Origin of the sequence: uncultured Lacinutrix sp. (assembly GCF_947500325.1) — a bacterium.
Classification (GTDB): Bacteria; Bacteroidota; Bacteroidia; order Flavobacteriales; family Flavobacteriaceae; genus Lacinutrix.
The window spans coordinates 65033-78825 of sequence record NZ_CANMRQ010000010.1 but is presented as its reverse complement, the minus strand read 5'-3'; the positions used below and the strand labels follow the sequence as shown (position 1 = coordinate 78825).

Below are 13793 nucleotides of genomic sequence, written 5' to 3'. Positions count from 1 at the left end.
GCTTTCATCTGATAATGTTAACGTTTTGTGAAAATTCCAAAGAGTTCATTATTTGTTCTTTCTGGAATAGAATTATAACATTTTTCAAATGTTTTAACCTTAAAATAAAGTTCTAAATAGGAGAGATATAATGCTTTGTCTCCTCCAAATGGTCGTTTTTCTATATTGCCTGTAAGAGGAATGTTAAACCATAATCCTACTAGTTTTCCATTCTCGTTTAGTAAATGTGCCATTTTTTTAAAATAGGCTTTTCGTGTTTCTTCTAATGGTGGGAAAGAGCAGAAAAAAGTTTGTTCTATAATTAAATCATAAGTAGTATTGTGAAAGAAGAAATCTCCTAATATAAGTTGTGAGTTAGGAAAATTAGGGTTTCTTTTTTTGAAGTGTTCTAAAGGTAATTCAGAAATATCCATTACATATATGTTTTTAAATCCATTATTATAAAGGTATTCTGCTTCATATGCGTTTCCTGCTCCAGGAATTAAAATTTTTAATTTCTTATTGTTTAGTTGATCGAAATAAGTCTTTAGAGGTGTTGATGGATAACCAATATCCCAACCTGTTTTTTCATCTTTATAACGTTGTGTCCAATAATTTTTAGTATCTATTTCTTCTTTTTTCATAAACAATTCTTTTTTCAAAGTAATTAATAATTCAGCTAAAAAAATAATGGTTTCTCAATATTACCATTTTTTCTCTTTTTATGACATCAAAGAGAATAGAAACACGATTTACTTTTGCTTCATCAATAATTTAAAATTAAAATATTATGAGTAAAAGAGCATTAATTATAGGAGGAAGTAGTGGAATAGGTAAAGCTACAGCACAAAATTTATTAAAGGAAGGCCTAGAAGTTCATGTGGTTGGAACTAATGATGTTAAATTAGAGGCGTTTAAGAATGAAGCTGGGGAGAACTTACACACCCATAAAATTGATATTACTAACGAAGCCGAGGTAGCAAAGTTAAATGAAGCTATTAACAATTTAGATAATTTAGATTATTTAGTTAATGCTTCTGGGATTTTTGGACCTAAAGCTTTTTTAGAGCATACAACTGCAGATTATAATTCTTATCAAGATCTTAACAGAGGTTTCTTTTTTATCACGCAAGCTGCGGCTAAGAAAATGTCTGCTACCTATGGAGGTGCAATTGTAAATGTTGGATCTATGTGGGCTAAACAATCTGTTAAAGCGACGCCTTCTTCTGCTTATTCAATGCAAAAGGCAGGTTTGCATAGTTTAACACAACACTTGGCTATGGAATTAGCAGATCATAAAATTCGAGTAAATGCGGTTTCTCCAGCTGTAGTGGAGACACCCGTTTATGAAAATGTATTTGGAGGAAAGCAAGAAGCTAAAGATGCATTACAAGATTTTCATGGTTTTCATCCAATAGGGAGAAATGGTAAAGCTCAAGATGTAGCAGATACTATTTCATTTTTATTATCAGACAAGGCTTCATGGGTAACTGGTGCAATTTGGGATACAGATGGTGGTGTAATGTCAGGAAGAAATTAAATATTAAAATAAACGTCATGTCGAATGATTTGTGAATAAAGTAACAAATGGCACCGAAACTGACGATAGTAATAATGTAAGGCGTGTTATTTATAATCACGCCTTTTTAATAAAAAAATATACACAATATGTATGATATGAATAACCTAAAAAAATTAGGTACATTAGGTAAAAGTGCTGAAGCTGCTATGAAAGCTTTTCAAGAGCTGGATAAAGTAGCATTAGCGGAAGGAGCAATTCCAAAAAAATATAAGGAGCTTATAGCAGTAGCAGTTGCATTAACAACACAATGCCCATATTGTTTAGAAATACATAAAAAACATGCTATAGATGCTGGTGCAACTCAAGAAGAATTGGCAGAAGCAACATTTGTTTCTGCAGCTTTAAGAGCTGGTGCTGCTGTAGTTCACGGTACGCATATAGTAGAATAGTATTAATGAAAAAAACAGAGTCAAAGTATATTATAATAGGCGCGGGTATTTCTGGTTTAACAACAGCCTATCAATTATTAAAAGAAGGAGAGCATAACTTTTTAATTCTTGAAGGGAGAGATCGAATTGGTGGTCGCGTACTAACTAAAAACGATATAGATTTTGGGCCAGCTTGGTTTCAGCCTAGTCATAAAAACCTATTACAATTATTAAATGATTTAGATATTGAAAAATTCAATCAATATTCTATAGGTAAAAATGTACTTGTCTATAATACAATGGCACCAGCTCATTATTTTGAAAGTGATCAATCTCAACCATCAGCTTATAGAGTTGCTGGTGGTTCTATACAGTTAATAAAAAAAATGGCGAGTTTGCTTAAAGATAAAATAGTATTAAATACTAAAGTGTCTAAAATAACTGAAATAGAAAATGAAATTGAAGTTTTAACAGATAATGGATTGTTTTCTGCAGAAAAGGCTATAATTACTTTGCCTCCAAAATTAGCTATAACATTAAAATATACTCCAGAATTACCTTTTGAACTAAATAATGTCATGAAAAATACGCATACTTGGATGAGTAATGCTATAAAAGTTGGTATGAATTATGAATCACCGTTTTGGAGAAAAAAAGGTTTTTCAGGAACAATTATTGGGCAAGTTGGTCCAGTAGTAGAATTGTACGATCATACTAATGCAGATGAAACCACTTATAGTTTAATGGGTTTTGTTAATGAAGGTCTTCGAGATGTTGCGGCTCAAGAAAGAAAAGAACGTATTTTAGTATATCTTGAAAAATATTTAGGTAAGCAAGTGAGGCATTATTTAAGTTATGATGAAAAAGATTGGTCTAAAGATCCATACACAAGCTGTTCTAATTTAAAATCGGTTTATATGTCACCAAAATATGGAAACCCAGTTTTTGATATGTTGTATATGAATGGTAAATTATTATTTTCTGGAACCGAAACATCTCCGTATTTTGGGGGTTATATAGAAGGAGCTGTAATTAGTGGAATCTTAACAGCGAATAAAATTAAGGCTTGAAACATAAAGATAAAATAGAACAATACCATTTACATAAAGCGCATCCAGAACGTTTGCAATTTGAAATTTATGATTTGGCCTCTTACCTTAAAAGAAATGTAGAACATGCTTCTGTAGCACATTCCCATAGTTTTTATCAAATTTTATGGTTTTATAATGCAGGAGGTAATCATTATGTGGATTTTGATGTGCATCATATAAAGAAAGACACAGTATTATTTATATCAAAAAATCAAATTCATTATTTTGATGAATCTGCAAAACACGAAGGTGTAATTATACATTTTAATGAGCAGTTTTTAATGCAAAGCGATGTTGATATTTTTTTAAAATATAATGTTTTTAATACCCAAGGTAGGCCTTGTTATTGTATAACAGAAGATATCTCCGTTTTAGCAAATTCGTATATCGAATTAATAAAGACAGAGCTAAAAAATAATGCTCATTTTGGTCACAAACAAGTAGTACGTTATTTGCTAAAGTCGTTGTTAATTGTTTTTGAACGTGTACATCGTGAAAATAAAGACGGAACAATTAAATTTACAAATCATTATGAGTTACAATACCTTCAATTTAGGGAATTAATTGAAACTCATTATAAAAACCACAATACGGTTAGTGAATATGCAGATTTGCTTTATATTTCTTCAAAGACATTATCAACTGTAACAAAATTAATAGCGTCAAAATCACCTTCCGAATTAATTTCCGAACGTCTTATTTTAGAAGCACAACGTTTACTGTCTTTCACTACTTTAAAAATTAATGAAGTAGCCTATACACTTGGCTTTGATGATGCATCTTATTTTGTTAAATATTTTAAAAGGCATTTAAAACAATCGCCTAGTGATTACCGTAAGCTCATCTCTTGATTATTAACTAAGTGTTTTGAAAAAATAAGAGGAATAATATCTGTTAGAACTAGTTTGTCTGCTAAAAAAGTAAAAGGCTACTTAAATTAATAAATAGCCTTTATAAAATAATTACTTGATTGTTTATCTATAATTATTATCGTTTAACAAATTTTCTTGTAATAGTTTGATCAGGTAAATCAAACTGAATTAAATATAACCCTGTTTCTAAAGCTTCTACATTTATTTTATTTGATGTATTAGCTGTAGAGCCATTTAATACTATTTTACCTGCCATATTTGTAATTCTATAAGATACAGTGTTAATAGTGTTTATTGAGATATTAAGTATATTCCCTTTTACTGGATTTGGATATATTTTTAAATCAAAACTTGGTGTGTCTACAATTCCTCTTGGTGTACCGCATGCTCCTAAATTAGTCCAACCACCATTTGCTCTTCTTTCGTATAAGTTGTTTCTATAAACAACTTTGTCTCCTGCAGAGTATGTATTTGAACTATTATAAGCAGGAATTCCTGCACATTTATCGCCTCCAGTATTGCAAGGTGTGCATGTACCTCCACAATCTATTCCAGTTTCGTTTCCGTTTTGGATACCATCGTTACAGGTTGGAGTTGGAGTAGTAGTGCCTATAATATTTACAGTGTAGTCTTCTACTTCACCATCACCAATACTTCCGCAAGCATTTGGTGCTGAACTATATTTCATAGAAACTCTCATTCTAGTTGTCCCAGATAATACCGAAGTAGCTGGCGATATTGTTCCATTAACAGCTGTGTTTGTGGCTGAACCTGCATCAAAAGCTAATTCTCCTGAATCACTAAAATCACCATCTTGATTATAGTCAATCCATACTCTAAAGTATTCATCATAAGCAGAACCAGAATATCCTGGTGTTAATGTAATAGTATTACTTTGACCTTTTGATATAGTAGCAGTTTGAGATGTGAAATCTGAATATAATGAAGCTCCAGATGTGTTATTGAAACTGCCTACTTGTACACCTGCTATCCATTCATATTGCACTCTTGTTCCAGAAGAATCACAATATTGATTGCCAGTTTGGCAAGGAGAACAAGATGTGCCTCCACAATCTATTCCAGTTTCGTCTCCATTTTGAACACCATCGTTACATGTTGGTTGCGTTACTGTATCACATTTATTTGAATTTGCTAAAGCAGATCTAACGCCACCAGAAAGTAAGACTGCTCTCATTCTGTTTTTTTGACCTTGAGTGAACAAATTCATGCAAGAATCATCACTGTAATCCATGTAATTTTGTACCATATCTGTAGATCCACAAGATACATGAGTTGTATTACAACCAGTATTTGAAGCATCAGATTCCGGTGTGTCAGATACAAAATCATCTACACCGCAAGCGCCATCACCCCATATGTGACGTAAATTTAAAAAATGCCCAACTTCGTGAGTTGTAGTGCGACCTAAATTAAACGGAGCTGTAGCTGTGCCTGTTCTTCCAAAGTATTTATATCCCATCACAACACCATCAGTTAATGGATCACCACCAGGGAATTGGGCAAATCCTAATAAGTTGCTAAAACCAGGAGACGAAAGTTTAGGGCATACCCACATATTTAAATACTGTGTTGTATCCCAAGCATCAATACCTCCAGAAGAAGATTTTTTCATTGCATTATCTGCAAAACCACCCCAATCTTCTCTTGTTGTAGATTTTCTTGTAATACCACTTGTTGAGTTGCCATTTGGATCTACTTTAGCTAGACAAAATTCTATTTGTGTATCTGCAGCTTGAGACCATGTATTATCTGTATCATTATTTGTCCTTCTAAAATCTTCGTTTAAAACGTCTATTTGAGATTGTATTTGTGCGTCGCTAATATTTTCTGTAGCATTTCTATATAGTACATGAATAACCACAGGTATAGTAATTATGTCGCCAACAATTTTATTAGAGGATCCTTCTAGAGCTTCTAATTCTTTAACTTTTTTACGCGTGTAGGCTTCAATAGTAGCCATGCGTTCAGATAGACTTTGGTCTATTTGCATTCTGCTTTCTAAATCTTCCATCGCTGCACAGTTTCTCTCTTGAGAAAGAGCTACAATTGAAAAAAAGAAACATAATAGTAATGTAAATGTGTTTTTCATAATTAAAACCTTTAATATTAGTTTTTGTGTAATAAATGAGTTAATTTTTTGATAAAATCTCAGTGAATCTAATTATATTTTTAAGAATTTTTAAAGTTAAAGGTGATAATGGATAATATACTGCTAGACTATGATAATTTAATATCAAAAAAAGTATGAGGTATAATAAATAATTGTAGAAAAATGTGGTTTATTTATGAAGTAGGATATTCTAATTTAAGTACATTTTAAATGTTTATTTTTGGAGGATGATAGATAATTTCGAAAACGAATACTTTGGTATTGGTATTCAAAATGGTAAAACACCAGAAAATTTAGGAGTCCTTTGGCGTTCAGCTCAAAATTTAGGAGCAAGTTTTATATTTACAATAGGGAACAGATATGCTAAACAAGCTTGTGATACACATAACGCTGTAAAATCAATGCCATATTTTCATTATGAAAATTTTGAAGAATTTTATAACCATTTACCAAAAGGCGCTAGATTAGTTGGAGTAGAACTAGTTGAAGAAGCAGAAGCGTTAGAAACGTTTAATCATCCAAGGCGTTGTGTTTACTTGTTAGGAGCCGAAGATCATGGTTTGTCAAAAAAAGCAATTGCAAAATCTCACCATTTAGTAAAGTTTAAAAGTGAACTAAGTTTAAATGTATCCGTTGCGGGAAGTATTATTATGTACGATAGAGGAATAAATAAGCCAAGAGTGTAACAAAGTATCATAATCATATACTAGTATAAGTATGTCTATGTTTTGATTTAATATCTTAGCCTAGATTTTTTTAACAGCAAATATCAAAAAACTAAAGTAACCATGAAATTAAAATTACTATCGCTAATAATCTGTTTTATTACATTAAGCAGTAATGTAATATCTGCTCAAGAGGGCAAAAAACCATTAAGAATTGCAGACGAAATTGCAGTGGATTTAACAGCAACTAATGCTTATTATAATAACAGTGCTAAGGGTGTTGTTTATAGTAAAACGTTTTCTAATAAAGGTTCAGCATACATTAAGTTGTATTTTGAAAGTTTCGATTTAAAGGCAGGAGACTTTGTAAAAGTATATAGTCCAGAAACTGGAGAAGAATATATTTATTCTGAAAAAGGTAAAATTATAGGAGCAAATAAAGAAATGGTAAATCAGTTTTGGTCTGGTACTTTATGGAGTGATACTATTACTGTAGAATTACATAAAGTATCTACTAATAATTTAAATTATGGATTCAATATTAGCAAAGTAGCTTATGGGCATACTATTGAACGTATAAATCATGCTGTAGAGTCTTTGGGAGATCCTTTAGGGAGAACCATTTGTAGTGCAGATGATAAAGAGCCTGTAGTATGTTATGTAGGTACAGAGATGAGCCGTAAAGCAGAAGCAGTTTGTAGATTACTTATTGGCGGTGGCGGTTTATGTACAGGATGGTTATTGGGTTGCGATGGAAGTGTAATGACAAATAATCACTGTGTAGATAGTGCTGGAGGTGCGCAAAATATTGATTTTTTGTTTAACTATAGGTATGATAATTGTGCTGCTACTATAGATGCTACATCAGATTTAGTGGCAACTTCAGCAACGTTTATTCAAACCGATGCGTCATTAGACTTTACTTTATTACAATTGCCTGTAAATCCAACACCTACATATGGGTATTTAAGTTTGTCTTCTGTTGCTGTTACTGCTGGTGAACGTATATATATTCCACAACACCCAGGTGGTAGACGTAAAGAGATTGCAGTAAATACAGATAGTAATGGTGATGCTAATGGTTTTGCTATGGTTACAGATGCTGGTCCAGCAAGAGTAGAATATCATTGTGATACAGAAGGAGGTAGTTCAGGATCTCCAGTAATTCGTTATGAGGATCATTTAGTAATTGCAATTCATAATACAGGAGGTTGTGCTAATGGCTCTAGTGGAAGAAGCGATAATTTAATTGCTGCTATAGGTGCTAATATGCCAACTTGTGGTGTAGATGATAATAATCCGGATGAGCCGGTAGTTTTTGCTCTTGATAGTATAGCTCCAGACGTGAATGAAGCTACAGATTGTAATTATCAAGATATAGATTTAGAAATTAGATTGGCACAACCTGCAAGTGCGAATGCAGATGTTACTTTAAATGTTGTAGCTGGAGGAACTGCGACCGAAGGTGTAGATTTTGAATTGCTAACAAGTTCGGTTACTTTTATTACTGGAGATGCATTTAATAAAATAGCAACAGTTAGAGTGTTTAATGATTCTTTTGTTGAAGGTAATGAAGATTTCTCAATTGAATTAACTTTAAATGCTAATGGAGGCGATGCTGTATTAAGTGCAAATAACGTTTTTAATATTACTATTGAAGATGACGATTATAATCCTAATATAGGCGATAATCAAGTGCTTTTTTCTGATGATTTAGAAGCGGGAGTAAACAATTATACAATAACAGGTAATGGAACATCTAATTTTGCTATTGGTAATAGTTTATCTTCTACTTCAGCAAATTGGTCTACAAATGGTAATGGTACTAATTTTATTTTTGTTAATGATGATGCTTGTAATTGCGATATGAGTCAAGAACGATTAATGATAAATAGCCCTGTGGATTTTTCTACAGTTAATCAAGCTTATATTAGTTTCGATATAGTGCATACAGATTCTAATGATCAATATGATAGTGAATCTTATGTTCAAGTATCTACAGATAATGGAGTAACATGGAATAATGTTGGTTCAGAGATAGAAAGTACAAGTGGTTGGGAGAATTTAAATGTAGATTTATCTGCTTATGCTGGTCAATCTAATATTATGATATCTTTATTATATAATGACCTAGGGAACTGGGCTTATGGTATTGCAATAGATAACATTGAAGTTGGAGGCTATGGAAATGCTATTGCGCAAACAGCAATTAATACAGCTACTAGTACAAGATTAGCAGATGCTGGAACTATTAATGTTTATGATACTGCTTCTGGAAATATAATGTCGACAATTACTAATAACGATGGTTTTGATTATGGTTGTATAGATGTTGCGGTTACTAGAGAAGGTAATAGCGGGCAAGCCTTTGAAGGTTTTGCATTACCTATTTTAGCAATGGATAAAGCTTATACTATTACAGCCGATAATGCAATTAATACAGGAGATAATACCATTACATTTTATTTTACTGAAACTGAAATTGCTGGTTGGGAAACAGCAGTAGTTAATGCAGCTGGAACATATACTAGAAATGATTTGTTTATTTATAGAGGTACAGAATCTGTCGCTGCTACTGTAGGAGCTTTTGGAGATGCAGTTACTCTAACAGCTACATTTACAGGTATAGATGGAGAATTTTTATTTGCACCAGATACTAGTAATTTAAGTGTTAAGCAAGAGGGTATTAATACTTTTTCAATGTATCCAAACCCAGTTAAAGATATTGTAACTATTAAAGCTAATAATAATCAATTACCAGACAACTATGCTATATATACGGTTTTAGGGCAAATGATTACTAAGAAAAATGTTAATACAAGCTCAGATTTAATTATAGATGCACAACAATTGTCAACTGGATTATATTTTGTAAAAATAAATTTAGAATCTAGAACTCAAGTTGTTCGATTTATAAAAGAGTAATTATTCTATTTTAAAAATAAAGACAAAGGCAGAAATATTATTTCTGCCTTTACTTTTTTATGTAAATACTATTATAAATAGGTATAATACCAAACTAACATCGTAACTTTGCAGTCTGAAAAACAAGAGTCTAATGGGTCATAAAGCAGGTTTTGTAAATATTATTGGGAATCCAAATGTTGGGAAATCAACATTGATGAATGCTTTTGTAGGTGAGAAATTATCTATAATAACATCTAAAGCGCAAACAACTAGACACCGTATTCTAGGGATTGTAAATGGAGAAGATTTTCAAGTAATTTTGAGTGATACACCTGGAATTATAAAACCAGCATACGAGTTACAGGCATCTATGATGGATTTTGTAAAATCGGCTTTTGAAGATGCAGATGTGCTTATCTATATGGTTGAAATTGGTGAAAAAGAATTAAAAGATGAAGCCTTTTTTAATAAAATTAAAAGTGCTAAAATCCCTGTTCTTTTGTTGTTAAATAAAATAGATAAGTCTAATCAAGCACAGCTAGAAGAGCAAGTTCAACTTTGGGCCGAGAAAGTACCAAATGCAGAGATTATTGCAATTTCTGCTTTAGAAGGTTTTAATGTAAAAGAAGTGTTCGATAAAATAATTGAGTTACTTCCAGAATCACCGGCTTATTACCCTAAAGATCAGTTAACAGATAAGCCAGAACGTTTTTTTATAAATGAAACCATTCGAGAAAAAATCTTAATGCATTATAAAAAAGAAATTCCTTATGCTGTAGAAATTGATACTGAGGAGTTTTTTGAAGAAGAAAAAATAATACGAGTGCGTTCTGTTATTATGGTAGAACGAGACACACAAAAAGGTATTATTATAGGGCATAAAGGCACTGCTTTAAAACGCGTTGGTGTTGAGGCTAGAAAAGATTTGGAAAAGTTTTTTGGAAAGCAAATTCACTTAGAACTCTATGTTAAGGTAAATAAGAATTGGAGAAGTGATCAGCGTCAATTAAGACGATTTGGTTATAATCAATAATTATAGATAAGACTATAATATCTTTAATTTAACATTGTCATAAATATTAAAATGTTTTATAGAATTTAAGTAAAGATTTCTTAGAATTTGCTTAACATTCAGTTTAAACAATAGTTTCAATTTTGGTGTTAATTCAAAAAACCGAAAAATGAAACTTTTAAAGAAAACCATTTATGCATTATTAGTAATGTTAGCTTTTAGTTGTCAAAATGATGACGAAATACCAATTACAAATCCACAACCAATAAATACTAATGTTAATTTTCAATATAAGAGTACTATTAATATTGGAGGAGAAGCCGCTTCAGAAATTTCTGCCTTTGATCCAATAACAAATAAATTATTTATAACTAATTCTGAATCTAACGAGATTTCAATTTATAATATTTCAGATTTAGATACACCTGTTCAAGAGACATCAATAAGTTTGAGTGCTTTTGGAGGACCTAATAGTGTTTCTGTATCTAATGGGAAATTAGCAATCGCAGTTGAAGCTACTGTAAAACAAAATCCTGGAAAAATTTTAGTCTATAATACTTTAGATGCTACATTACTTAATGAGTATACTGTTGGTGCATTACCTGATATGGTAACATTTTCTAACGATGGGAATTTAATTGTATCTGCAAACGAAGGAGAACCTAATGATGATTATACTATAGATCCAATGGGAACAGTTAGTATTATAGATTTAAATGATGATTCTGTAACTACTTTAGATTTTACAATGTTTAACAGTCAAGAGGATACTTTAGAAGCTCAAGGATTTAGAGTTTTTGGCCCTAATGCAGATTTAGCTAAAGATGTCGAACCAGAATATATAACTATTTCAGATGATTCTCAAACGGCATGGGTTTCGTTACAAGAAATAACGGTATTGCTAAAGTTAATTTAACTACAAAAACTATTGAAGCGATTTATCCTTTAGGATATAAAGATCATAGTTTACCACAAAATTCTTTAGATGCTAGTAATGAAGATGGCGTTACACAATTAAAAAATTGGCCAGTAAGAGGTTTATTTCAACCAGATGCCATTACATATGTAAATATTGCAGGAACAGATTATGTGATTTCTGCTAATGAAGGTGATGCTAGAGAATATGAGGGAACTCCAGGTTTTGTAGGTGAAGATAGAATTAAAGATTTTAATTTAGACCCAACAGCTTTTCCTGTTTCAGAAGATTACCAAAATGAAGCTAATCTTGGAAGGTTAAAAGCAATGCTTTCTGAAGGAGATATAGATAATGATGGTGATTACGATGTTTTATATTCTTATGGAGCACGTTCATTTACAATATGGAGTGGAAATGGAACGCAAGTATACGATAGTGGGAATAGTATAGCAACAGAAACTTTAGCAGCTTCACCCGCTACTTTTAATGATGAAGATAAAAGAAGCGATGATAAAGGTGCAGAACCAGAAAGTGTAGATGTTTTAAATATTGGTGATCAACGTTATATTTTATTTGTTGGCTTAGAACGTACAGATCAAATTATGGTATATGATATTACTAATCCATCTGCTCCAACATTTTTAACTATTCTATCTCATAGTGGAGATGAAGCTCCAGAAGGATTATTAGTTGTTCCTGCTGCAGATAGTCCTAATGATAAAGATTTATTAATCGTTTCTAATGAAGATAGTGGAACCGTTACTTTTTACGAAAATCAACAATAAAAAATAAATAATCTTTTTTAAAATGCTTTGTCTTAATTAATTAAGGCAAAGCATTTTTTATTTTTAATATATAGAAAGATGTATAAGTTTTGTTTTTTATCTCTAACTAAACACTACCTTTGCATCCGCTTACAGGATATGTAATGCAGATTAAAACTAAAATTATGAGTAATATAGTAGCTATTGTAGGAAGACCAAATGTTGGAAAATCAACATTCTTTAATCGTTTAATACAGCGTAGAGAAGCAATTGTAGACGCTGTTAGTGGTGTTACAAGAGATCGTCATTACGGTAAAAGTGATTGGAATGGTAAAGAATTTTCATTAATTGATACAGGTGGATATGTAAAAGGGAGCGATGATATTTTTGAAGCTGAAATCGATAAACAAGTAGAATTAGCTATCGAAGAAGCAGATGCTATTATTTTTATGGTAGATGTAGAAGCTGGAGTTACAGGAATGGACGAAGATGTTGCAAGATTATTACGTAAAGTTACAAAACCTGTTTTTTTAGTAGTTAATAAAGTTGATAATGGAAAGCGAGCTGAAGATGCTGTAGAATTCTACGAATTAGGTCTAGGAGATTATTATACAATTGCTAGTATTAATGGTAGTGGTACTGGTGATTTATTAGATGATCTAGTTGAGGCTTTACCTGAAAAAGAAGAGGAAGAAGAACAAGAGGAATTACCTCGTTTTGCTGTAGTTGGCCGTCCCAATGCAGGAAAATCTTCTTTTATAAATGCCTTAATAGGGGAAGATAGATATATTGTTACTGATATTGCAGGAACTACTCGTGATGCTATAGATACAAAATACAATCGTTTCGGGTTTGACTTTAATCTTGTAGATACTGCAGGAATTAGAAAAAAATCTAAAGTTAAAGAAGATTTAGAATTCTATTCTGTAATGAGAAGTGTACGTGCTATAGAACATAGTGATGTTTGCTTATTAGTAGTAGATGCTAATCGTGGTTTTGATGGGCAAGTTCAAAATATTTTTTGGTTAGCTGAGCGCAATAGAAAAGGGATTGTAATTTTAGTTAATAAATGGGATATAGTTGAAAAAGATCATAAAACAACTGTGGCTTTTGAAAAACATATACGATCGCAAATAGAACCTTTTACAGATGTCCCAATTGTATTTATTTCGGCATTAACAAAACAACGTATTTATAAAGCCATAGAAACAGCAGTTGAAGTCTATAAGAATAGAAGCAAAAAAATTAAGACAAGTGTATTAAATGATACTTTGTTACCAATTATAGAAAACTATCCTCCACCAGCATATAAAGGTAAGTTTGTTAAGATTAAATATATTATGCAATTACCTACACCGCAACCTCAATTTGCGTTTTTTTGCAACTTGCCTCAGTACGTAAGAGAACCTTATAAGCGTTTCTTAGAGAATAAATTAAGAGATATTTTTGATTTTAAAGGTGTGCCAGTAAGTGTTTATATGCGTAAAAAATAAGTTTTTGTTTAAT

12 protein-coding genes are annotated in these 13793 nt (G+C 31.6%); 10 read left to right on the top strand and 2 right to left on the bottom strand.

Annotation, left to right across the window (positions count from 1 at the left end):
- Nucleotides 1-17: 17 nt before the first annotated feature.
- A complete protein-coding gene (locus tag Q0997_RS12900) occupies nt 18-623 on the bottom strand; it encodes a methyltransferase domain-containing protein (RefSeq protein ID WP_299889512.1) in 606 nt (201 codons plus the stop codon).
- Between the two features lie 146 nt (nt 624-769).
- Here Q0997_RS12900 and Q0997_RS12895 point away from each other — a divergent pair, with 146 nt between their 5' ends.
- The 4 genes from Q0997_RS12895 to Q0997_RS12880 all read left to right on the top strand — a co-directional run bounded on the left by Q0997_RS12895 (nt 770) and on the right by Q0997_RS12880 (nt 3871).
- On the top strand, nt 770-1519 hold the full coding sequence (locus Q0997_RS12895; RefSeq protein ID WP_299889510.1) for an SDR family NAD(P)-dependent oxidoreductase: 750 nt from the start codon (nt 770-772) through the stop codon (nt 1517-1519).
- Between the two features lie 137 nt (nt 1520-1656).
- The gene (locus Q0997_RS12890; protein WP_299889508.1) at nt 1657-1950 is read left to right on the top strand and encodes a carboxymuconolactone decarboxylase family protein; all 294 of its coding nucleotides are present in this window, start codon (nt 1657-1659) and stop codon (nt 1948-1950) included.
- Nucleotides 1951-1955: 5 nt separating this feature from the next.
- Nucleotides 1956-2999, top strand: a complete 1044-nt coding sequence (locus Q0997_RS12885) for an FAD-dependent oxidoreductase (RefSeq protein WP_299889506.1) — start codon at nt 1956-1958, stop codon at nt 2997-2999.
- Entirely contained in the window at nt 2996-3871 is an 876-nt protein-coding gene (locus tag Q0997_RS12880; RefSeq protein ID WP_299889504.1) for an AraC family transcriptional regulator, read from the top strand. Before Q0997_RS12885 ends, Q0997_RS12880 begins: the two co-directional genes overlap by 4 nt.
- A 136-nt stretch (nt 3872-4007) precedes the next feature.
- On the opposite strand, the gene Q0997_RS12875 is transcribed toward Q0997_RS12880, so the two are convergent.
- Nucleotides 4008-6002 (bottom strand): M43 family zinc metalloprotease, encoded by a 1995-nt coding sequence (locus tag Q0997_RS12875; protein ID WP_299889503.1) that lies wholly within the window; start codon nt 6000-6002, stop codon nt 4008-4010.
- A 248-nt stretch (nt 6003-6250) separates the two neighbouring features.
- Between Q0997_RS12875 and Q0997_RS12870 the strand changes: the two genes are divergently transcribed.
- From Q0997_RS12870 to der, 6 genes are all read left to right on the top strand, one after another.
- The gene (locus Q0997_RS12870) at nt 6251-6709 is read left to right on the top strand and encodes an RNA methyltransferase (protein WP_299889501.1); all 459 of its coding nucleotides are present in this window, start codon (nt 6251-6253) and stop codon (nt 6707-6709) included.
- A gap of 102 nt (nt 6710-6811) precedes the next feature.
- Nucleotides 6812-9613 (top strand): trypsin-like peptidase domain-containing protein, encoded by a 2802-nt coding sequence (locus tag Q0997_RS12865; RefSeq protein WP_299889500.1) that lies wholly within the window; start codon nt 6812-6814, stop codon nt 9611-9613.
- 133 nt (nt 9614-9746) lie between these two features.
- Entirely contained in the window at nt 9747-10628 is an 882-nt protein-coding gene (gene era, locus Q0997_RS12860) for a GTPase Era (protein WP_299889497.1), read from the top strand.
- A gap of 148 nt (nt 10629-10776) precedes the next feature.
- The gene (locus Q0997_RS20495) at nt 10777-11523 is read left to right on the top strand and encodes a hypothetical protein (RefSeq protein ID WP_367180219.1); all 747 of its coding nucleotides are present in this window, start codon (nt 10777-10779) and stop codon (nt 11521-11523) included.
- Nucleotides 11478-12308: a hypothetical protein gene (locus Q0997_RS20490; protein WP_367180218.1), complete on the top strand. Its 831-nt coding sequence runs from the start codon at nt 11478-11480 to the stop codon at nt 12306-12308. Before Q0997_RS20495 ends, Q0997_RS20490 begins: the two co-directional genes overlap by 46 nt.
- A 164-nt stretch (nt 12309-12472) precedes the next feature.
- Complete coding sequence (gene der, locus Q0997_RS12850; protein WP_299889495.1) at nt 12473-13780, top strand: ribosome biogenesis GTPase Der; 1308 nt, start codon at nt 12473-12475, stop codon at nt 13778-13780.
- The last annotated feature ends 13 nt before the right edge of the window (nt 13781-13793 follow it).

Excerpts from the sequence above, each read along its gene's own strand:
- Q0997_RS12900 (WP_299889512.1), bottom strand. The coding sequence starts at position 623 with ATGAAAAAAGAAGAAATAGATACTAAAAATTATTGGACACAACGTTAT.
- Q0997_RS12895 (WP_299889510.1), top strand. The coding sequence starts at position 770 with ATGAGTAAAAGAGCATTAATTATAGGAGGAAGTAGTGGAATAGGTAAA.
- Q0997_RS12890 (WP_299889508.1), top strand. The coding sequence starts at position 1,657 with ATGAATAACCTAAAAAAATTAGGTACATTAGGTAAAAGTGCTGAAGCT.
- Q0997_RS12885 (WP_299889506.1), top strand. The coding sequence starts at position 1,956 with ATGAAAAAAACAGAGTCAAAGTATATTATAATAGGCGCGGGTATTTCT.
- Q0997_RS12875 (WP_299889503.1), bottom strand. The coding sequence starts at position 6,002 with ATGAAAAACACATTTACATTACTATTATGTTTCTTTTTTTCAATTGTA.
- Q0997_RS12870 (WP_299889501.1), top strand. The coding sequence starts at position 6,251 with ATGATAGATAATTTCGAAAACGAATACTTTGGTATTGGTATTCAAAAT.
- Q0997_RS12865 (WP_299889500.1), top strand. The coding sequence starts at position 6,812 with ATGAAATTAAAATTACTATCGCTAATAATCTGTTTTATTACATTAAGC.
- era (WP_299889497.1), top strand. The coding sequence starts at position 9,747 with ATGGGTCATAAAGCAGGTTTTGTAAATATTATTGGGAATCCAAATGTT.
- Q0997_RS20495 (WP_367180219.1), top strand. The coding sequence starts at position 10,777 with ATGAAACTTTTAAAGAAAACCATTTATGCATTATTAGTAATGTTAGCT.
- Q0997_RS20490 (WP_367180218.1), top strand. The coding sequence starts at position 11,478 with ATGGGTTTCGTTACAAGAAATAACGGTATTGCTAAAGTTAATTTAACT.
- der (WP_299889495.1), top strand. The coding sequence starts at position 12,473 with ATGAGTAATATAGTAGCTATTGTAGGAAGACCAAATGTTGGAAAATCA.